At 36.9% G+C, this 18,945-nt stretch carries 25 protein-coding genes; 4 read left to right on the top strand and 21 right to left on the bottom strand.

Annotation, left to right across the window (positions count from 1 at the left end; genetic code table 11):
- Window positions 1-9: 9 nt before the first annotated feature.
- The 6 genes from IPJ63_03440 to IPJ63_03415 all read right to left on the bottom strand — a co-directional run bounded on the left by IPJ63_03440 (window position 10) and on the right by IPJ63_03415 (window position 5,919).
- Entirely contained in the window at window positions 10-369 is a 360-nt protein-coding gene (locus tag IPJ63_03440) for a DUF1801 domain-containing protein (protein ID QQR76523.1), read from the bottom strand.
- A 6-nt stretch (window positions 370-375) separates the two neighbouring features.
- Window positions 376-792, bottom strand: coding sequence for a DUF1801 domain-containing protein (locus IPJ63_03435; protein QQR76522.1), 417 nt, complete (start codon window positions 790-792; stop codon window positions 376-378).
- A 329-nt stretch (window positions 793-1,121) separates the two neighbouring features.
- Window positions 1,122-1,694 carry an NYN domain-containing protein gene (locus IPJ63_03430; GenBank protein ID QQR76521.1) on the bottom strand — a complete coding sequence of 191 codons (573 nt, stop codon included), beginning with the start codon at window positions 1,692-1,694 and terminating at the stop codon, window positions 1,122-1,124.
- Between the two features lie 9 nt (window positions 1,695-1,703).
- Window positions 1,704-2,510 (bottom strand): hypothetical protein, encoded by an 807-nt coding sequence (locus IPJ63_03425; protein ID QQR77023.1) that lies wholly within the window; start codon window positions 2,508-2,510, stop codon window positions 1,704-1,706.
- Between the two features lie 23 nt (window positions 2,511-2,533).
- Window positions 2,534-4,687: an N-6 DNA methylase gene (locus IPJ63_03420; protein ID QQR76520.1), complete on the bottom strand. Its 2,154-nt coding sequence runs from the start codon at window positions 4,685-4,687 to the stop codon at window positions 2,534-2,536.
- A gap of 395 nt (window positions 4,688-5,082) precedes the next feature.
- A complete protein-coding gene (locus IPJ63_03415) occupies window positions 5,083-5,919 on the bottom strand; it encodes a hypothetical protein (GenBank protein ID QQR76519.1) in 837 nt (278 codons plus the stop codon).
- A 140-nt stretch (window positions 5,920-6,059) separates the two neighbouring features.
- On the opposite strand from IPJ63_03415, the gene IPJ63_03410 reads away from it, so the two are divergent.
- The gene (locus tag IPJ63_03410; protein ID QQR76518.1) at window positions 6,060-6,578 is read left to right on the top strand and encodes a cysteine hydrolase; all 519 of its coding nucleotides are present in this window, start codon (window positions 6,060-6,062) and stop codon (window positions 6,576-6,578) included.
- 128 nt (window positions 6,579-6,706) lie between these two features.
- On the opposite strand, the gene IPJ63_03405 is transcribed toward IPJ63_03410, so the two are convergent.
- The 9 genes from IPJ63_03405 to IPJ63_03365 all read right to left on the bottom strand — a co-directional run bounded on the left by IPJ63_03405 (window position 6,707) and on the right by IPJ63_03365 (window position 11,120).
- On the bottom strand, window positions 6,707-6,859 hold the full coding sequence (locus tag IPJ63_03405; protein ID QQR76517.1) for a hypothetical protein: 153 nt from the start codon (window positions 6,857-6,859) through the stop codon (window positions 6,707-6,709).
- Between the two features lie 59 nt (window positions 6,860-6,918).
- Entirely contained in the window at window positions 6,919-7,320 is a 402-nt protein-coding gene (locus IPJ63_03400; protein QQR76516.1) for a hypothetical protein, read from the bottom strand.
- 1 nt (window position 7,321) lies between these two features.
- The gene (locus tag IPJ63_03395; protein ID QQR76515.1) at window positions 7,322-7,762 is read right to left on the bottom strand and encodes a hypothetical protein; all 441 of its coding nucleotides are present in this window, start codon (window positions 7,760-7,762) and stop codon (window positions 7,322-7,324) included.
- Between the two features lie 5 nt (window positions 7,763-7,767).
- Window positions 7,768-8,430, bottom strand: a complete 663-nt coding sequence (locus IPJ63_03390) for a hypothetical protein (GenBank protein ID QQR76514.1) — start codon at window positions 8,428-8,430, stop codon at window positions 7,768-7,770.
- A gap of 26 nt (window positions 8,431-8,456) precedes the next feature.
- The gene (locus IPJ63_03385; GenBank protein ID QQR76513.1) at window positions 8,457-8,813 is read right to left on the bottom strand and encodes a hypothetical protein; all 357 of its coding nucleotides are present in this window, start codon (window positions 8,811-8,813) and stop codon (window positions 8,457-8,459) included.
- A 21-nt stretch (window positions 8,814-8,834) separates the two neighbouring features.
- Entirely contained in the window at window positions 8,835-9,212 is a 378-nt protein-coding gene (locus IPJ63_03380) for a hypothetical protein (GenBank protein ID QQR76512.1), read from the bottom strand.
- A gap of 7 nt (window positions 9,213-9,219) precedes the next feature.
- Complete coding sequence (locus IPJ63_03375) at window positions 9,220-9,390, bottom strand: rubredoxin (protein QQR76511.1); 171 nt, start codon at window positions 9,388-9,390, stop codon at window positions 9,220-9,222.
- Between the two features lie 76 nt (window positions 9,391-9,466).
- Entirely contained in the window at window positions 9,467-10,507 is a 1,041-nt protein-coding gene (locus IPJ63_03370) for a HAMP domain-containing histidine kinase (GenBank protein ID QQR76510.1), read from the bottom strand.
- The gene (locus tag IPJ63_03365) at window positions 10,452-11,120 is read right to left on the bottom strand and encodes a response regulator transcription factor (protein QQR76509.1); all 669 of its coding nucleotides are present in this window, start codon (window positions 11,118-11,120) and stop codon (window positions 10,452-10,454) included. The genes IPJ63_03370 and IPJ63_03365 overlap by 56 nt, the downstream gene beginning before the upstream one ends.
- Window positions 11,121-11,177: 57 nt before the next feature.
- On the opposite strand from IPJ63_03365, the gene IPJ63_03360 reads away from it, so the two are divergent.
- Genes IPJ63_03360 through IPJ63_03350 form a run of 3 tightly spaced genes read left to right on the top strand, consistent with a single transcriptional unit; the run spans window position 11,178 to window position 13,383 of the window.
- Window positions 11,178-12,068, top strand: coding sequence for an FAD:protein FMN transferase (locus IPJ63_03360; protein QQR76508.1), 891 nt, complete (start codon window positions 11,178-11,180; stop codon window positions 12,066-12,068).
- Window positions 12,065-12,685 (top strand): hypothetical protein, encoded by a 621-nt coding sequence (locus IPJ63_03355; protein ID QQR76507.1) that lies wholly within the window; start codon window positions 12,065-12,067, stop codon window positions 12,683-12,685. The genes IPJ63_03360 and IPJ63_03355 overlap by 4 nt, the downstream gene beginning before the upstream one ends.
- Window positions 12,682-13,383, top strand: coding sequence for an FAD-dependent oxidoreductase (locus tag IPJ63_03350; GenBank protein QQR76506.1), 702 nt, complete (start codon window positions 12,682-12,684; stop codon window positions 13,381-13,383). Before IPJ63_03355 ends, IPJ63_03350 begins: the two co-directional genes overlap by 4 nt.
- Here the strand turns inward: IPJ63_03350 and IPJ63_03345 are convergent.
- The 6 genes from IPJ63_03345 to dnaK all read right to left on the bottom strand — a co-directional run bounded on the left by IPJ63_03345 (window position 13,380) and on the right by dnaK (window position 18,844).
- A complete protein-coding gene (locus IPJ63_03345) occupies window positions 13,380-14,357 on the bottom strand; it encodes a helix-turn-helix domain-containing protein (GenBank protein ID QQR76505.1) in 978 nt (325 codons plus the stop codon). The genes IPJ63_03350 and IPJ63_03345 overlap by 4 nt on opposite strands.
- Window positions 14,354-15,040 (bottom strand): AAA family ATPase, encoded by a 687-nt coding sequence (locus IPJ63_03340; GenBank protein QQR76504.1) that lies wholly within the window; start codon window positions 15,038-15,040, stop codon window positions 14,354-14,356. The genes IPJ63_03345 and IPJ63_03340 overlap by 4 nt, the downstream gene beginning before the upstream one ends.
- A 71-nt stretch (window positions 15,041-15,111) precedes the next feature.
- Complete coding sequence (locus tag IPJ63_03335; GenBank protein ID QQR76503.1) at window positions 15,112-15,768, bottom strand: hypothetical protein; 657 nt, start codon at window positions 15,766-15,768, stop codon at window positions 15,112-15,114.
- Window positions 15,769-15,818: 50 nt separating this feature from the next.
- A complete protein-coding gene (locus IPJ63_03330) occupies window positions 15,819-16,328 on the bottom strand; it encodes a hypothetical protein (GenBank protein QQR76502.1) in 510 nt (169 codons plus the stop codon).
- A 3-nt stretch (window positions 16,329-16,331) separates the two neighbouring features.
- A complete protein-coding gene (gene msrA / locus IPJ63_03325; GenBank protein ID QQR76501.1) occupies window positions 16,332-16,886 on the bottom strand; it encodes a peptide-methionine (S)-S-oxide reductase MsrA in 555 nt (184 codons plus the stop codon).
- A 62-nt stretch (window positions 16,887-16,948) separates the two neighbouring features.
- Window positions 16,949-18,844 carry a molecular chaperone DnaK gene (gene dnaK, locus IPJ63_03320; GenBank protein ID QQR76500.1) on the bottom strand — a complete coding sequence of 632 codons (1,896 nt, stop codon included), beginning with the start codon at window positions 18,842-18,844 and terminating at the stop codon, window positions 16,949-16,951.
- Between the last annotated feature and the right edge of the window lie 101 nt (window positions 18,845-18,945).

Here is an 18,945-nt window from a genome sequence, read left to right as displayed (position 1 = left end):
GGGGTTTTGTTATCTACTTTTCTCTTCTTTCAAGCGGAACTTAATAATCTTGGTTATGAGCGAGACTGGCAGTGGTTTGTTGTACGGGAATCTGATGCAACCCTTGGAATACTCTATACCTGCTTTATCGAGCTCGCTTTTGAATGCGATGATCCCTGATGGTGCAGGATAGAACCCAAAGTGGGCTTTCATGGCTGCGTAGTGGAGCAAATTCTTGCCATCGATCTGCATAGTCGGCATACCATAACGGATAGCTTCCTCGCCTTTTGGCACAAGCTTCTTTGCAAGTTTCCGCAAGGTTTTAACATAGCCTCGGTGCTCTTTTGGAATATCTTTTATATATTCAGTTATATTTTTGTATGATTTCATAAATTATTATTTAAATTTCAGTTTCTTCAAAACTCCTTTTCTTTTCACAATGTTTTTATAGTCCCACTGTATCTCCTTGGCCTTTTTGAGCCAGCGCTTGAGATCTTTTTCATTGATCTCTGATACATCTGTATATCTGATTTCAGAAGCCTTGAAACTTCCACTTTTTTGCAAATCTTTCTCACCAAACCCCTGTCCGCTCCAGAAAAGCAGTCTCACACAATCTTTCAACTTGTCGTATCCAACAATAGGATTGCCATCGAGAAACCATACCGGCGCCCCATGCCATATCTTGTTCTCGGCTTTAGGTAAATTGGCCATTATGATTAAAGCTAAAACATTACAAATTCTTTTGTCACGTAATGGTAGTGCTTTGTTATATTTACGAGTATCAATATTTATTTTCTGAATTACTTTTTGCATATTTATTTTTTATTCTGTGATATAATATATCTAATGATAATCTCTAAAGCTTCTAACAGATCGTTCAAGTTTAATTTTTCAAAATTATTTTGTGGATATTTGACTATTTTGTCAATATTGACAATCTCAACTCCGCTAGTGCAAAATGGGCATAGCCCATTTTGCACTAGCCCTTTACAAGAATGCCACGAGTGGCATTCTTGTAAAGGTGTGGAAAACTTTGACTTTTTGAATAGATTTGATATACTCAGTTTGTCTTAAGGTTTACCATAAACTTTAAGGGTATTACATCCAAGGGTAGCCCTCCGAAAGGAGGGCTACTTTGTTTTTTAGGTCTTATTTTCCTTATATTTAAGATCTCTACCCCAAATATCCTGACTAATATTTAAAACATCAAAATAACCGTCACTCCCTGTTCTTAATTCTTGAGACACATTGTTTTTTGAAGAAAAAATATATACTTTTTTATCACCGTTTCTCAAGTAATTAACTAAAGCGAGAAAATCAGAATCTCCCGTAAAAAGAACCGCGGAGTCGTACTTTTTACAATGATGAATCGCATCAATGGTCATTTCAACATCCATATTTCCTTTTTCCTGTATTGAATCACCCAAATCACTATGCTGAACAATTCTTTTTAATTCCTTTTTACGCACAATAAAACCAAGTCCCTTTTTAAGATATGTGTAAAATTTATGTTTTCCATCTTGACTTTGTTCTCGTGTCCCTTCTTTCGGATAAGCGGTATAGTAAAATATCTGGAGCTCCTTAGCATTAAATTTTTCTTTTAAGAATATTTTTAATTTCTCAAAATCAAACATCCTACCTTTCACTTTTTGTGACTGCCATAGATTGGATGCGTCAATGAACACATATACAATTTTACTGTCTTTAGTATTCATAGACATATTCTATAATAACTGATCTATTTTCTTCATAATCTTATCTGTCTCCACCAAAACTACAATAATTTTCTGATAATGCTCAATATCAGAATTAGTAAGAGTTCGTCCTTTTCGGTCTTTTAACCATTTTTGAGCGGGTTGATAACCTCCTATATAGAAATTCCATGCAACTTCTGGGACACCCCCGAAGTATTGAGTTTCGTTTATATACACCTTTTCATTTTTATATATAATTTTTTCAACAGTATCACTGCCTTTAATACCGTAAGTAGTAATAAGTTTATTGCATTCTGGAGCAGTCATAAGATGCAAATCACGCAGTTTTGTGCCAAGTGGAACAAGTTTCCAAAATTCTTCTTTGTTTTCTGGATATGGAATTCTAGGAAAATCAATTTTTAAGAATTCTTTATACTCGTTACGATATGTAGACGAATGTAAGACAGCATAAATATAATCCAAAATATTTTCTGGTTTAGTTTCCCCCACTAATTCATTTATCTTATTCCAAATTTCTTTATTCAAGTTTGGTATTTTTTCATTTTGATCTGTGTAAAGATATAAAGGAAAATAATAATTTGCCTCTTTACCCTTATTTGATATAAGACATCTATCTCCCACAAGGTTAGTTAAGAAAGAGTGTTTGTATGAGTCACTTGATAATATTTTTGTTGAAATTAATCCAATATTATCATTTTTAAAATGCTTCATTATTTTTTCCCGTAACCTTTGTATAAGTTTATTATCATACACAAAGTATCTTCTATCAAATATCCTATAATTATATTCAACGATATCAGATTCATCAAATATAATATTTTTATTGTTTAATTTATCGGTTAAATCTTTTTGTTAAAATTTACCAATAGATCATCTTTACCAGTAGCACATCCAGCATTTTGATGCATAAAAATGTCCGATAAAATAAATCCTTTGCTGTATTCCTTAATATTTGAGAAATCCTTTGGAACAAAAAAATAATATGGATCTGAATAGTCTAACTTTTCATACTTTATATTATTATCATCCAATACCCGAAACTTCTCTTCTCTTTTCGCAGCTATCTCTGCATAAAAAACATCTCCTAAAACTTTGTCTTTTTTCGAGTTTTTAACAAAAATATTTATTGAAACACCTTGTTTGATATCAAAAACATTTTGATCTTCTTTATGATTCCTAGGACTTAAATTAAGTATGTAAATGGTATTAAAAGTCTCGAGTAAATGTTTTCTCATTTGCCTATGAATAATCCCGTCAATAAAAGAATTATTTGTAATCATTGCAACAACTCCGGAGTTATTTTTTTCTATTAGGTTTTCAGCAAATCTAATAAATTTAATATAATCATCTGAAATTGGTTGTATATTTTTTTCTTTTAGTTTTGTTTTATATACATTAATTAAGTCAGTAATATATTCACCCTTGTTGCTAGAACTAATGGAATACGGCGGATTTCCTACTACACACATTATTGGATATTCAGATTTTACCCTTGAAGCACTTTTTGACTCTTCAGCAATAGCATCCATAAATCCAAAAAGTGAACCTTGATTTGAATAGTCTTTTGGCTCATCGAGTGTATTTGTCAAATAAACACCCAAACGTTGGTTTAAATTAGTAACCCCAGAATCAAATAAAGTCATCCCAAGCTTTAAATGCGCAATTGTGTATGAAGCCATCATAAGCTCAAAACCGTGAAGGCGAGGTAAAAGGTTTTCTTTAACATAACTCTCCCAACGCCCTTCTTGACCTATAAAGCTCTTGTGAATATGTTCAATAACTTCGTTTAAAAATGTTCCTGTTCCTGTCGCTATATCCAAAACCTGTACCTTGTGATATTCTTTTTGAACTTCTATTATTGAACCATCTTTCTTTTCTTCAGCCTTTGTTCTTTTTTGAGCTTGATAGATTTCTTTTTTATTTATTTTAATTTTCTCTGCGTCAGCAAGACCTTTAGCAAGACCAAATTCTTTTTTCAAAATTTCATCAACAGAACGCACAATAAACTTCACAACTTGACGAGGAGTATAAAAAACTCCCATTTCCATCTTCTTTTTTGAATCATATTCTTTCAAGAAATCTTCATAAAAATGAATTATTGGATCTTTATTATCTTTTTCTTTTCCATAAAAATCATGAAGAATTTTTTGAATATCTGCATGAGAAAAAACTTCGCAAAGTTCGTCTACAATAAACCGCAATCTATCAGGAAAAGACGCTCCTGCGATGTGATCAAAAAAAGAATGTAGGAATGGGTTTGTTTTTGGAACCAAATCTCGAGCTTCAGCACGAGAAAAAGTATCATTTGTCTTATCATTATACCGAGCCGCAAAAAGTCCATATACAAGGGTTTGCGCGTACATATCAGCAAAGTCTTCATCTTTTAAATTCGAAACAAGATTTTCAGTAACTACTTTTTTTATATTTAAAAGTTCTGCATATTTTTCATTATTAGAAGTAAGCATGTCACAAACATTGTCACGAATGCGTTGAGCTTTTCCACCCATAATTTGAGCAAGACGCTTCCCTCGTTTAATTGGTTCTTTGTGAGAAAGAGTGAAATCTATAATAGTTTTTTCTAGAAGTGTAAAATTTTCTGGGATAGGATTAATCGTTCTATTTGATTTATCGTATGTTGCGATTTTAATTGATTCATCATATTTTTCTCCGTTTCGATAAAATCTAAATTCTATTTGGTCAGTCAAAATAAGGTTATCATATCCAAAATATCTATCCATCTGATTAGACTTCTCTATTTTATCTAAATCAATACCAATATCTTTATTTTCAATATACAAAACTGGTATTTGGTTTTTAAGTACAACGAAATCAGGCTTATTTCCACCCACAGCTTTTGCATCATGATGAATATGGTATTTTTGCTCTTTTGAAAAAATAGTTTCGAGAAAATTTTCAAAATCCGTACGATATCCCATTTCACTTGTTTGAGTATCTAAGTATTTTTTAGATATGCTTTGTATGTATTTATCCATTATATTTATTTATCATCCCACAAATCCCCTCTCAAAACAATGGTATTTTGGGTGGAGAAACCGCCTCGAGGATACGAGGCGGTAGGGTTGTTTGACTATCCAGATTTATGTGTTATCTTTACAAAAAGCTCTTTATCTCCCAGTAGTGGCGAGCGAACGGAGAAATAGTCTAAATCAAGCAAGTCCTCACTTGCTTGAGGTTGCGGGATACGTATCGGGTGTCCCAAGTATGCGGAATTGGAGAAGATTTCGCAGAAATCTGCCGGCACCATCCGGAGACTTATAAATAGGAGTTTTAGAAGGCTGTTCTACGGAACAGCCTTTTTTCTTTGGGAGATAATTTGTCTACACAAGCATATTAAAAACCCTCCGCAATCGGAGGGTTTTGAAAAAATTTAAGGCTTCACAACAATTCCGGCAAAGCCACGGATAGGATCTCCGTATGCGTTACCGACCTTGTTAGGAAGAGCATTTGCCCATTCCATGAAGGAAACGACCATCTCAGGATCAGTACATCCGCCGATAACAATTTTCATGTTACCTGTAGGAACCTGATTCCTATCACGGTCTTGTATCTCCGAGATGTAGGCCAGTCCCAATCTCACTGCCGACTCAGGCAGTTCTTCAACGAAGCCCTGTCCTCGCATATCAACCAGTCCAGGTTCGATAATAGGAGCCTTAGAAATTTTCTGCATTGTCATCTGGATAATTTCTTCCAGCTCCGACGGAGTTGATTTATGCGCATTACGAACATCTGTTGCATAAAATGCAACTTTCTGCGAGATTCGAAATTTCGCAAACTCCTCCGGATTAATCCCCGGACATTTTCCTGCATATGCAGCAGGAAAACAGTGATCAGAGGCAGCTACCATAAGAAGTTCCTCTGTAGGTTCTTCGTTAAGATATTTGCACAATTGGCCGATAGAACTACCTCTCCAGAAATTTTCCGGAGGAAACCCGAAGCCGGGATCGCCAGGGTTGTGATGGTCACAGACCATTATGATCTCGCGATTTCCTGCAACCTTTTCTGAGCATTCGAAAACTATAACTATGTCTTCGTTGCTCTCCTTGCCTTCGTCTACTACAAAGCCGTTTGCTTTGTATGCGTTGCCTGCATGACAAGGAACTCCATCCACCGTCGCGGTGGCAAGTACGAGTCCATGTTTTTTTGCAATCAACCTTGCAGCTGCTTCTTCGAAGTCAGCTCCGCCAAACACGACAATTATATTCATATTCGTTTTTATTTAGTTTTAGTGAACTTATGCCTAGTATTATATCACATAAAAGCATATAAGTCAACTAAATAATCACCAAAAAATATATATTTGACAACGTATAAAAGCTGTAATAGAGTTCCTAGAAATAAGTACCAATGGGTAAAAAAATTAATCTAGCCAACATATGTGTTGTGTTGATAGATATGCAAAAAGATTTTCTATTCAAAAAACCAAACAAACTCAAGCTAATCCCCCCTCAAGTATCCGTTTTAAAGTTTTGTATATCAAATAAAGTTCCTATAGTTATATTTGAATACATAGGGTATGGAAATACAGCCCCAAAAATACAGGAAGCTGTGAAGGGTAATCCAGAAGCTCGTGTGTATTGTCTAAATAAAAAATACGATGACGCTTTTTATAAGACGGAATTGAATAAGATTCTCGTAGCGCACAAGACTAAAAATATTCTAATCATGGGAGTAAATGCAGGCTTTTGTGTTTACGAAACCGCAAAAAGCGCAATAGAAAATGGATATCAGGTTGTTACAAGCAGAGACCTGATCGCAGGATATAGATCAAAAGTAAATAAATCACCTTGTCCAAGTGTGTTGTGGTACGAGAAAAATACAATTTTCTTTGATAATCACAAGATAATTATTGAAAATATAAATTAAACAAAAGCCCTCCAGGATAGGAGGGCTTTTTATTTTATTAATTAGGATTTCTTGTATTCGTAAACTAAGGCAGATAGGACAACTGCCGACACTATGAATCCGACTACAAATATCACAAGCTCAGACATTTAGTTTCGGAAAAAGTTGGACAAAGATAGGATAGATGGAACCCAGAGTCCGACAAACAATGCAGATTCTCTATCCGCCATGAACCACAAGTAGATAGCAAACGCAAAAGATATGAACGCTGCAAATGCCAAAAGTTTTTTTGATTTAGACATGTGAAATTTTTATTAATTTTCTAATACTTTTATTATAACAAAACCTTTTTTAAAACGAATTATTTTATTCTATACTTCGCAGTTTTCTTGGCAATCTTTTTTGGTTGCTTCACCCACTGCGAACCAGCCTTTGTTCCTGCATTCTTGGCTCTATCGGTCGCAATCTTCTCTCCGACAGTCATATGCTCTCGTGCCTTTTTGGGTAGATATCTAGACCTTTTGGGTTCTGCAACATACCCCCAATCTTCTTTTGTCCATTTCACCAGAGAATTATCCTTCGACTTCTTACCTTCATATCGTCCACCTCTTTTCTTATACAAGGAGACAGCATATTGCATCGCACGAGCAGAAAACTTCCCCATCTTTGTGATCGCTTCTTCTTTGCAATATTCCCACAGAGTTTCATCGAGACGCTTTGCAGTAACTTTTTTAGTTTTTTTAACAGCTGGTTTCTGGGGCATTTTATTTTATTAGGCTATTTACAACATACGCCAACAGTCCCCACCAGAGAATAAAAGATACAAAAAAACTAACAACAATTTTGTTCTGCATTGTACTTGGTAGTATCTCACTAGCTCTCCCATCTTTTTCTCTCTTCAAAAGCTCCGGAGAAATTACAAAAGACAAGAAGCTTCCATTTAAAATCATGAGAAATATAATTCCAAGTCTAAAAGCAAAATCTAGAGATGAAATAAGTTCGTTTACACCAGATATGAAAGTTCCGATTGCTACGAGAAGTATACCGATCCAAATAAGTGGCTTGGTAACTTTGTGGGTACGAATAGTTGCTTCTGTCCAGTACGGAGATTTACGTCCAAGAAATCCATGCAAGTCAATAACAGTCACAGCTCCAAGTCCGATGACAAACCCCGCGAGGGTTATAAATGTAGATATGAATTCCATAAAGATTATTTGAATTCGCAGACCTGTACACACTGCATAGTACATACTTCGGCCGCTGGGTTGTTTCGACAAGCACTTGCACACTCATTGAACATTCCACCAATTTCCTGACACATGTTTGCGTCTACTTCGAGACACTCACTGTTCATTTCGTCCCATGTTCCACCTACTGCACTACAAGGATTCTCGCCTGCAGGAACAGTCCCGCCAGCTGCTCCACTGTAATCTGGATTGTCTACAGCACCAGTTGCAGCACTTTTTATATTGAATGTAACTACATAACTAGTTGGATCGATAAACTTTTCTGAATAAATATCAGGAGATACTCCGACTATTGAAATTTCATAACCGTTGAAAGAATAAGGAACTCCGTCAGATGAATAGTTTGCAGTAACTTCTCCTTCGCTGTCTTTTAGGGTTATGTTTGTATTTACTGCCCCGCCTTCGATACACTGTACATCTACTGGGCAACGATAATCATTTACAAGTGCATTGAAAGTAACACTAAGTCCTAGTGCCTCACCACTGTCACCAACTCCCAAAACCAAATCCACTGGCGCCATAACACGACCTCCAACATCAGATCTGTCTTCTGTGTATGTAAAAGCTAAAAATCCAAAAACAATAATACCTAAAATCGCAATAATGTTTTGTGTTTGTTTATTCATGCGAATATTATAGCAAATGAAGATTTTTAATCATCATCGCCTTCGTCTTCTTCGTCATCTCCGCCATAATCCTCATCTTGATCATGTCCATCTTCATAGCTATACACATACTCTGTTGGTACAGGATCACTGATAGTTTCTGTACTTTGTGCTGGAGCCTGCGTGACAACAGATACAACTGGAATGTTTTCTGCAATCGGCTTTGGATCTTCAAATACATCGGAGATAGCTAGTGTGTCTGAAACATCAAAAGCTTTCTCGACTTGAGCAATCTCCTGCTCTGGCTCGACTGTATCAAGCACTGATTGTGTTTTCACTGTCGCATATGCGACAAAGCCTGAGAACAAGAGAAATGCGAATGTGGGTATTAGGTATTTTTTCATAATTATTATTTATTAGATTAATTAACTTGCACGTGACTGACGTGAAGGTTTGGTTACTACGACTTGGACTGGAGTTGGTGGTGTGTACACTGGCTGTGACACCTGGGCAACTTGAGGTTGTGGAGGAATATAAACTTGTGTAGGTATGGCAGAAACCGTCTGTGCCTTGGCGATAACTTGCGCAGCCGCTAGTCTTTTTTGCTCAGCGGCAAGTTGTTGTTTACGGATATTTTCTTGTTGTATTGCAAGTAAGACAATTCTATTGTCTTCGGCAACTTGTGCTATATGCTGTGCTTCAGCTTGCACCAGTACATACCTGTGATATGACAGACCTCCCCAAAACAAAGTCCAGGTTATCATGCAAGTTGTTATAAATACATTTCTAAAATCTTTTTTCATATATTTTTTAATCAATTTTCTGCCACATGTGTGTATCGCTTTTTCGTACACTGCAATCTGCGCATTTGAAATCATCTGGGAGCTCTTCCCATTTTGTACCTGGAGCTATTCCGCGAGATGGATCACCGTCTACCTCAGAGTAAATCCATCCGCAATCTAAACATACATATTGTGCCATATATTTATTAGTTAATTATTACTAATGCTTATACTCTACAAAAAGATTATGAATAGAAAATGAACGAGGATGCCTTTTATACACAAGGCAAATCTATGGAGAATGTAGTCCCTTCTCCGAAAATACTTTCTACTCTTATCTCACCACCGTGAGAGAGTACTATATCTCTTGCTATAGCGAGCCCTAGCCCAGACCCAGAATTAGAATCTTCTGATCTTGCGCTATCAGCCTTGTAAAAACGATCAAATATATAAGGTAGTGCTTCTTTTTTGATTCCTATTCCATTATCTTTGACGATTATGTGTGCAGTATTGTGACTTTTATTGAGCCCTATATCTACAGAGCCACCAATCTTATTGTAATCAATAGCATTTTTGACCAAGTTCATAACCAGTCTTGTGATGTCGTCTTTTTTGCCATTTATAAAGATATCTCCATCAATCTTTGAATTTAGCGTTATGTTTTTACTTTTTGCATATACCTCCATGATATTTATAACGGCATTCAAATTATCTGAAAGGCTAATCTTTGCAAGAAGTTTCTTGTTTTGATTGTCACTACGAGCCAAAATCAAAAGGTCATTTGAAATATTTGTCAGTCTCTCTACTTCGCCAAGATTCTCCTGTATATATTTTTGATATTCAGAGACTTTTCTGTCGCTCCGCAATATAACCTCTCCACCGGCACGCATAACAGCAAGCGGTGTGCGAAGTTCGTGCGCTGCATCTGCAACAAAGCGTGCTTGTTTTTTATATGCAATCTCCAGAGGTGCAAGTGTGCGTTTGGATAATAAATATGAAATCAACACTGTCAAAAGAAGTATGATTGCATCTGAAACTACAAATATACCCAGTAGGTTGCCTTGGGTTGTTTCCACTCTGGATTCAACCCCCTCTTCAAAATCATCTTCGTGTTCATAAGAAGAATTCTCGCGCTCTTCTTCGTACTGTTTATATAAAGTATTAGAAAAAAGACTATAAACTATCAAGTTAAAGACTAGGATCACAGCAAAAACACCCAACGTGTAATACACAGTCAGTTTCAATACGGCTTTTTTAAAATTACTTGGAGTTGAAGACATACCCGACACCTCGAATTGTTTTAATATATTTTTCATCTGTATCTTTAAATTTTTCACGCAATCTTTTTATATAAACATCTGTTATGTTACTAAATGCACTATATGCAAAATCCCAACAATGTTCGAGAAGTTGCTCACGCGAAACTACTGTATCGACATTGCGCATAAGATATTCGAGAATCGAATATTCTTTTAGTGTTAGAGGGATCAGAACACCTTTTTTGAAAACCTGATGCTTTGTACTATCCAGGGTTATATCTTGAATAGAGAGAGTCTCACTAATCTTTGATTCTGGCCTACGGAGTAGTGCGCGAATTCTGGCTAAAAGCTCTTTCATCTCAAACGGCTTCACTAGATAGTCATCGGCACCACTATCGAGACCTAAGACCCTGTCATCTACCTCTCCCCTTGCTGTGATCATGATTATGGGCAAATTTACATCACTCTCGCGGAGACTTTTGCAAACTGCTATGCCATCCTTGGACGGAAGCATAATATCGAGGATTAAGAGATCATGCGAACCGGATCTTGCCATACGTTCACCGGCAATACCATCAGAAATCACATCTACAGAATACCCCTCCTCGTAGAGCATTTGCTTGGTATATTTGGCCAATTTTTCGTTGTCTTCGACTAAAAGTATTCTCATATCTATATTCTACACCCCGTTCATTTATTATTCATCTCTTTGTTTTATAGTTGCATTATGAATAAAGAATATGAATTTAAGATGAAAGCGATGGGCACAGAGTGCTTTATATCAATCATATCTAATGATGAGGTAAAAGCAGGTGTACTTGGAGTGCAGGCGCTAAACACAATAAAAGAATATGAAAAAAAATTCTCTAGATTCCTACCTGACAGTGAACTATCAAAGCTGAATGAAAAAAAAGAGATGAATGTTTCTAGAGAGTTTATGGAAGTTATAAGTGAAGCATTTATGCTTTATAAAAAAACGAAAGGAATATTTAATCCGCTCGTACAGATTGAGCGTTTCGGGTATGACAAAACATATACAGAGCTTACACCACAAGACACCCCGATAGATCTATGTTATGACATTGATTTTGATAGTGTAAAAATCGATATAGAGAATAATAAAATCACTCTAGCTGATTGCCAAAAATTGGATTTCGGAGGAGTCTTGAAGGGATATCTCGCCGAAAAAATAGCCCAAAATATAATTGAAAATGAAAGTGTAAGTGGAGTGATTGTAAATCTAGGCGGAGATATATGCACACGAGGTCTAGACGAACACAATAGAAAATTTATCTTCAGTATCTACAATCCAGTCAATCCAGATAAAAATGAACCCGTAGAAATATTCAACCAAAGCCTAGCCACAAGTGGAACATACAAAAGGGTTTGGGATAGATCTGGCAATAAAATAAATCACATACTAAACAAGTCTGGAACCGGCAATACTGACAGTGGAACAATCTCAGCAAGCATAATACACGAAAGTGGATCTAGCGCAGAAGCGTTCGCAAAAGTGTTCTTGAGCTTACCTATAAAAGATGTGAACGTACTATTTGCAGAATCAAAAATAAAATATATAACCATAACAGAATCTGGGGTTGTAAATAAAAATATATGAAAAAATACTTAACTACAATAAAATACACACAGGAAATATTACTCGGGATATCTATACTGGCGATGATGATCTTGCCACTTGTCTTGGTGTTTTCGCCAAATACATTCAACGCAACCGACATCACAAATATATACAACATCTCACACGTAGCTCTATTTTTCGTGATGATTGTGAGACCAATGGCAGATATATTTATGGAAAATAAATGGATCAGACCACTTGTGATACTGCGAAAAGGGGCGGGTGTTCTGTCTGCATCTATAATCGTATCGTTTATATTTGCTAAAATAATCATGGACCCAGGCGGATACCTAAACAGCTTTTTTACGCTAGAATATTGGTCAATGGTGAATTATGCTGTACTTGCTCATATGGGAGATATAACCGCTATAATCTTGCTCATAACATCAAATAGTCTTTCTAAAAGGTTACTCGGTGATAATTGGAAAAGAATTCAGAAGCTCTCTTATGTATACTTCTACTCGAGTTCGCTATATGTATTTCTAACTTATGGACACATAGACCTAGCAGTATCGATGATCCTCGTAACGATATTTACTGCACTGGCCTACTTTAAAAATCGAGAGCGAAAAGCGCTAATAGTAAAAACTATATGAAAATAAAAATAATAAAAGGAAAAATAAATAAAATTGTCGACTTATCGAAGACTGCAAAAGAAGTTGAGATAAAGCTCAGTGAACCCCTAGATTTCTCGGCTGGAGCTTTTGTAAATCTGTTTATAAATATCGATGGCCAGAAAATTCGCAGAGCGTACTCGATAGCTTCTAGTCCAGAAGAAAAAGACATAATAAAAATAGCCATGCGACTTACTCCAAATGGTAAGATGTCTACCCTCTTTTGGACCAAGGATATGACTGGAGAAGAACTCGAAATAATGGGACCACTAGGACTAAACACTGTAGATAAAATGAATCGGAAAAAAGTATATTTATTTGGATTTGGTATTGGTGCTGGTGTGACAAAGGGACTTGTAGAATATTTCAAAGATATGCTCGATCTGGAAAAACTCACTATATTTACTGGAAGTAAATTTGAAAACGAAGTCTTGTATAAAGACTATTTCGAAAATCTAACTCACCAAAATAACAAAATAGAATTCAACTTTACAGTTTCAAGACCTGAAGAAAATTCAAATTGCACAAAAGGCTATATTCAAGATCATATAGGCAAATATGATTTCAATAATTCAGATATATACATATGCGGCCAAGAATCGGCTTGCAACGAACTTGTAGCTAAAATAAAAAGTTTAAATCCAATCGATTATGATTTGTTTGTAGAAGGATTTCACTAGTATAGAATCCTCGCAAGCTTGAGTTCGTCGTATGTATATGTACCTTTTAGATATGCATGCACGGGTGCGAGCTTTTCAAAACCTTCTGTCTTGAAAGCCTTGAATATAGAAGGTAGGCAATCAAGCAAATCTTTTGAACAAAGTTCTCGGACTCGATCTTTTTCAAATTTTCCATTTTTTACAAGGTTGGCGATATGGTCGATGATTGTACCTTCAGTAAAACCTCTTCGCTCTTTTATATCTTCAATAGAGCAACCCTCTTCTAGTAACGCTAGAGTTTTCTCTTCAGTTTTATCTTTGGTTTTTTTAGACATCTTGTCGGCTGCTAACTTTTCAACACTACCACCACAAGCTTTGATAAAGTTATCATGCATGATTTTTATAGCAGAGCTATCAAGTGACTCAAAATAATATGCAGCGTCTGTGGACTTGTTGCGAAAAGATTCATCTGTCTCTAGAACCCCTGGATGAACCTGGAGAGATTTCTGGTTTATACCGTGTAAATATATCCCAGCGAGTGTTCGCACACGAGAAAGCGCAACGTAGCCTTGGCCGTATTCAAATACATCACGCAAGTCCATCACTGCTGCGTCGAGTGACATACCTTGTGACTTGTGAACAGTGATCGCCCAAGCGAGTCTGAGTGGAAGCTGAGATATACGCGCGCGCACTTTACCGTCTTCTTCGATTAACCATTCAGCAGGTTCGACAGTGATCCGTCTACCACTGCGAGTTAGAACTATTGGGTAGTGAGACAAGCTATCGAAATCTACAACCTTGCCTAGTGTTCCGTTTGCAAAACCAGCTTGTGGATTGTTCTTTGTGAACATAACCACACTATCTTTTTTTAGTACTAAAACCTCCGGAGATAAACATCCTTTTTTTAGAGCTTCGACCATAGAAGCTTTGCCTTTTGAATCCATGTTGTACTTGTGATCCATACCAGTAAGCTTGCCTAGAGATTGTGAATTCAATGCATCAACAGAAACATTTTTTGTAAAAGACGAGTTATAGATTCTGAAATTTGTTCACCTGTGTTTATACGAGACTGTATATATTCAAAATGCATTTCTTCGACTTCGTTTCTGCGGATTGCTGATAGTAATGACAGCAACTCTGGATCTTCTTGGCGATGTTGTTCGGATAAATAACAAACTACAGGAGCAAGAGCAGTCCATGCCTTAGAATTATAAGCAAAATCTTTTAAACTATTTGCGTTTGAAATCGGTGGAAGTTGGAAAAAATCTCCTACGAGTACAACCTGAACTCCACCAAAAGGTTCGTCTGTATCTCGAAGTTTACGACAAACTTTGTCTACACAATCTAGAGTAGAACTAGAAAGCATAGAAATCTCATCGATTATAAGTGTAGTTGTGTTCTTCAAGCGTTTTACTAGATATTCTTTTTCTGACAATGCCTCCAAGTCATATGGAGACAAAAAATCTTTTATTCCAATACCACTCCATGAGTGAATAGTCTGCCCGTGTATATGTGTCGCAGCAATACCGGTCGAAGCTGTAATAGCTGGCTCAATACCGTGCTCATGGAGATAATCTACGTATTCACGAATAACATAAGACTTACCAGCGCCGGGTTCGCCAGTTAGAAATACACTCGCACCAGTTTTTAGTATGTTTAGGGCTTCGCGTTGAGTCATTTGTGGAGATAGTATAACACTTGAAAATAATAAAATCCCCAAACTAATTTTTGGGGATTAAGTGGATTTTGTTATTTTAGCTTTCGCTTTTTTCTTTTGAATTGGGCGGGTTCTACAACCTTGTTTTCCTTCTTCAATTTCTTATAGTATCTCCTGCGAGATTTACGATTTTCATCGACAAAAGATTTGGCTTTTTTCGGCAAACCATAATCCCAATTGCGAAAATATGGACGAGTGTGAACTGCTTTGTTTTCACATTTCCATACCACAGCACCAATTACAGAAGTTTTCGAAATCTCCATAAAACGCTCACAGCCCGGATGTGGGCAGTGCGGACGATTGCGAACTTTGTATATTGTGACCCAAGCTCTGCGCTTGATATTGATAATATAATTTTTTGTCCGCTCCATGCGTTTGGCAAAGTAAACTGGCTTGTCTCCTTTTAAAACTAGCACCCAACCATAATCGGATTGCTTCACTCCGCCATCTTCCTTGGCAGTACCCCAGATGATTACACGATAATCATTGTCCGGATCTTTTGGAATAAACACAAACCCGCGTTCAATACCTTCGGTTTTTCGAGGTGCTTTTTTCTCGTACTTCGCTAGTGAATTGCGAATATCAGTATTAGAGAGCTTTACACAATTAAAATCGGGTCCTTCTAGATCCCTTTCAAGCTGATCAATATCTGCCTGAGATGGTAAATATTTTCTTTTATAAAATGCCATATTCTTACAAATTTAGCACTTTATACCATATTTTTTAGAATTTGTAAAAGTTAGATTTTCCTAGAATCATACGCCCAGTGGAGCAGGGCTTGGCGCTGACGAGGTCGGCAGTTTATATCCCCTGGCCTACAATTGGCAACAATCTGACCGACGTGCCGACGAATAGCACGGTAACGTTTTATCTGAATAGCATCTTCGGACGGAATTCTTCGTCCCATATAATATCTGCAATACCACTGGAACCATCCGCGTGGATCCTCTTTGTATATCCAACCTTTCTTTCTCCAAACAGACAGAGGCTGAGAGGCATTCACTTTAAAATAATTTATTTTTGCATCACGCTTACCCTTTGCAAATTTGGCGCGCGTAAACCAATCACTTGGAAACTCTCTTGTGCAATCACGCATATACACACCTCCAAAAACTCCTAGCGCGAGCATCTGCTTGGGCGAAAGCTGTGGCTTGAAATCTTTTGCAAAATTTTTGCCCATAGGTTCAGTTAGGATATAACTATACCCTTTTTGCATTTTGTCATTTACTAATACTTTTTTTGGTTTCATTTTTTAATCTTTCCAATTTATCTTTTTCTCATCTCTAATCGCACAAACATTGTTTACAAAATCTTCTCGGCCTGAACCTTGCTTGTATATACTATAACGTACCGGATTCTTTTCCGCATAATTTTGATGTTCAGATTCGGCTACATAAAAAGGCAGGGTTGGTAATATTCCAACTGCAATCGGCTTGTCATAGATTCCACTTTCTCCAAGCTCTACCAAAAGTGACTTAGCAATACCCTCTTCATCTCCGTTTGAAAAATAAATAGCAGTTTTATAATTTTCTCCTCGGTCAAAAAACTGCCCACCAGCATCTGTCGGATCGATATGGTCTAGAAAAAACTGTGTGATCTTTTTGAAAGATGTTTTCGTATCATCGTACTCTACTTTTACCGCTTCACGATGAGAAGTTTTGTGTGTGGCTACATCATCGTAGTTTGCATCGTTTTCACTACCACCTGTATAGCCAGGCATGATATCTATAACACCGTTCACTTTGCGCAAATCTTGCTCTGTACACCAAAAACATCCTCCTGCGTATATTGCTTCTTTTTTAGACATATTTTTATTTTAGCATATTAAAAATCCGCAGATTGTGCGGATTTTTAATATTTGATTGATAATTATTTTACTTCACTCTCACCTGTCTCTGCATCACGAATCGGTTCCTCTGTTTTTGGCTCAGATTCTGCCTCCGTGTTTGGAGTAGCTTCAGCATTTGCCTTTTGCATAGCCTCACCGATTTTACTCATTTCGCTTGAAAGTTCTTCTGTAGCTTTTTTGATTTGTTCCATGTCGTCTCCATCCTTTACAGCCTTGAGTGCATCGATCTTTGATTGAACTCCGTTCTTTATTTCATCAGATACTTTACCTTCGCTATCTTTGAGAGCTTTTTCAGCAGTGTAGAGAATCATCTCTGTAGTATTTTTTATATCAACTGCGTCTTTTTTCTTTTTATCTTCTTCTGCATGAAGTTCTGCGTCTTTTTGCATTTTCTTGACCTCTTCGTCTGTAAGACCACTTGATGCTTCGATGCGGATAGACTGAGTCTTGCCAGAAGTCTTGTCTTTTGCAGTTACAGAAAGGATTCCGTTTGCATCAACATCAAAAGTAACTTCAACCTGAGGCATACCTCGAGGTGCAGGCGGGATTCCGTCCAAGATAAATCTTCCTAGAGATTTGTTGTCGGAAGCCATTTGACGTTCACCCTGAGAAATATGAATTTCTACAGATGTTTGATTGTCGGCTGCGGTCGAGAATATCTGTGACTTAGATGTCGGAATAGTTGTATTTCGTTCAACAAGCTTTGTTGCGATACCTCCCAAAGTCTCAATTCCAAGTGATAGTGGGATAACATCTAGAAGTAGCACATCTCGTACATCACCTTTCAAAACTCCACCTTGCACTGCAGCTCCGAGAGCTACAACTTCGTCTGGGTTGATAGAACGATTTGGCTCTTTACCAAAAAGTTTCTTTACCTCTTCAATAATCTTTGGCATACGAGTCTGACCTCCAACCATTATGATTTCGTTTATATCACCAATTTTAAATGGTGAAGCTTCGATTGCACGTTTTGTGATCTCGATAGAACGAGACACGAATTCATCGGCCAAACTTTCTAGTTGCGCGCGACTCATCTTGATCAGTAAGTGTTGAGGTCCTGAAGCCGTAGAAGTAATAAATGGAATATTGATTTCAGTTTCTGTTGTAGTAGAAAGTTCATGCTTTGCCTTCTCAGCAGCTTCCTTCAAACGCTGAAGAGCAAGAACATCTTTTGTTATATCTACACCGGATTCTTTTTTGAATTCTTCGGCGATCCATTTGATGATTTTCTGATCAATATCTTCTCCACCCATGTGAGAGTCTCCGTCAGTAGACTTTACTTCGATAACATCGTTTCCAACTTCTAGTACAGACACATCGAAAGTTCCTCCTCCGAAGTCGTACACAACAATCTTTTCATCTTTTTTAGTATTGAATCCGTATGCAAGAGCTGCTGCTGTCGGTTCGTTGATAATACGCTTTACATCCAAGCCTGCGATAGCTCCGGCGTCTACTGTTGCTTTGCGTTGTGAGTCGTTGAAATACGCTGGTACTGTGATAACCGCTTCTGTAACTTTTTCTCCGAGCTTTGCTTCTACATCAGCTTTGATCTTTGCAAGTATCATAGAAGAAATTTCTTCTGGACGATAAGTCTTGTCAGACATTTTTACAACAACTCCATCGTTCTCGCCTTTTTCAATTTTGTATGGAGCAACACCTCTGTCTTTCTGAATTTCTGCATCATCAAATCTGTGACCCATGAAGCGCTTGATGCCGTAAATTGTATTTTCTGGATTTGTAACAGACTGACGCTTTGCTAAAAGTCCGACGAGACGATCGCCGTTCTTTGCCATAGCAACAATAGAAGGTGTCGTACGATTACCTTCAATGTTTTCGATTATTTTTGGCTGTCCACCTTCGATGATAGATACAGCACTGTTTGTAGTTCCCAAGTCTATTCCAATGATTTTTGACATATTTTTTATTAGCATTACTGATAATTTAATAACTATAGACCTATTATACATGTGGATAACTTTTTGACAAGTATTTTGCGTTCGTGAAAAGTATGTTAATA

The organism is Candidatus Nomurabacteria bacterium (genome assembly GCA_016699365.1).
Taxonomy (GTDB): Bacteria; Patescibacteriota; Minisyncoccia; order Phycocordibacterales; family UBA9973; genus CAZLWF01.
Note: the sequence above shows the minus strand (reverse complement) of the source record. Positions and strands in the feature narration are given on the sequence as shown.

What these genes read in the sequence shown, in the direction of transcription:
- IPJ63_03440 (QQR76523.1), bottom strand. Translation starts at nt 369, where the DNA reads ATGAAATCATACAAAAATATAACTGAATATATAAAAGATATTCCAAAA.
- IPJ63_03435 (QQR76522.1), bottom strand. Translation starts at nt 792, where the DNA reads ATGCAAAAAGTAATTCAGAAAATAAATATTGATACTCGTAAATATAAC.
- IPJ63_03430 (QQR76521.1), bottom strand. Translation starts at nt 1,694, where the DNA reads ATGAATACTAAAGACAGTAAAATTGTATATGTGTTCATTGACGCATCC.
- IPJ63_03420 (QQR76520.1), bottom strand. Translation starts at nt 4,687, where the DNA reads ATGGATAAATACATACAAAGCATATCTAAAAAATACTTAGATACTCAA.
- IPJ63_03415 (QQR76519.1), bottom strand. Translation starts at nt 5,919, where the DNA reads ATGAATATAATTGTCGTGTTTGGCGGAGCTGACTTCGAAGAAGCAGCT.
- IPJ63_03410 (QQR76518.1), top strand. Translation starts at nt 6,060, where the DNA reads ATGGGTAAAAAAATTAATCTAGCCAACATATGTGTTGTGTTGATAGAT.
- IPJ63_03405 (QQR76517.1), bottom strand. Translation starts at nt 6,859, where the DNA reads ATGTCTAAATCAAAAAAACTTTTGGCATTTGCAGCGTTCATATCTTTT.
- IPJ63_03400 (QQR76516.1), bottom strand. Translation starts at nt 7,320, where the DNA reads ATGCCCCAGAAACCAGCTGTTAAAAAAACTAAAAAAGTTACTGCAAAG.
- IPJ63_03395 (QQR76515.1), bottom strand. Translation starts at nt 7,762, where the DNA reads ATGGAATTCATATCTACATTTATAACCCTCGCGGGGTTTGTCATCGGA.
- IPJ63_03390 (QQR76514.1), bottom strand. Translation starts at nt 8,430, where the DNA reads ATGAATAAACAAACACAAAACATTATTGCGATTTTAGGTATTATTGTT.
- IPJ63_03385 (QQR76513.1), bottom strand. Translation starts at nt 8,813, where the DNA reads ATGAAAAAATACCTAATACCCACATTCGCATTTCTCTTGTTCTCAGGC.
- IPJ63_03380 (QQR76512.1), bottom strand. Translation starts at nt 9,212, where the DNA reads ATGAAAAAAGATTTTAGAAATGTATTTATAACAACTTGCATGATAACC.
- IPJ63_03375 (QQR76511.1), bottom strand. Translation starts at nt 9,390, where the DNA reads ATGGCACAATATGTATGTTTAGATTGCGGATGGATTTACTCTGAGGTA.
- IPJ63_03370 (QQR76510.1), bottom strand. Translation starts at nt 10,507, where the DNA reads ATGAAAAATATATTAAAACAATTCGAGGTGTCGGGTATGTCTTCAACT.
- IPJ63_03365 (QQR76509.1), bottom strand. Translation starts at nt 11,120, where the DNA reads ATGAGAATACTTTTAGTCGAAGACAACGAAAAATTGGCCAAATATACC.
- IPJ63_03360 (QQR76508.1), top strand. Translation starts at nt 11,178, where the DNA reads ATGAATAAAGAATATGAATTTAAGATGAAAGCGATGGGCACAGAGTGC.
- IPJ63_03355 (QQR76507.1), top strand. Translation starts at nt 12,065, where the DNA reads ATGAAAAAATACTTAACTACAATAAAATACACACAGGAAATATTACTC.
- IPJ63_03350 (QQR76506.1), top strand. Translation starts at nt 12,682, where the DNA reads ATGAAAATAAAAATAATAAAAGGAAAAATAAATAAAATTGTCGACTTA.
- IPJ63_03340 (QQR76504.1), bottom strand. Translation starts at nt 15,040, where the DNA reads ATGACTCAACGCGAAGCCCTAAACATACTAAAAACTGGTGCGAGTGTA.
- IPJ63_03335 (QQR76503.1), bottom strand. Translation starts at nt 15,768, where the DNA reads ATGGCATTTTATAAAAGAAAATATTTACCATCTCAGGCAGATATTGAT.
- IPJ63_03330 (QQR76502.1), bottom strand. Translation starts at nt 16,328, where the DNA reads ATGAAACCAAAAAAAGTATTAGTAAATGACAAAATGCAAAAAGGGTAT.
- msrA (QQR76501.1), bottom strand. Translation starts at nt 16,886, where the DNA reads ATGTCTAAAAAAGAAGCAATATACGCAGGAGGATGTTTTTGGTGTACA.
- dnaK (QQR76500.1), bottom strand. Translation starts at nt 18,844, where the DNA reads ATGTCAAAAATCATTGGAATAGACTTGGGAACTACAAACAGTGCTGTA.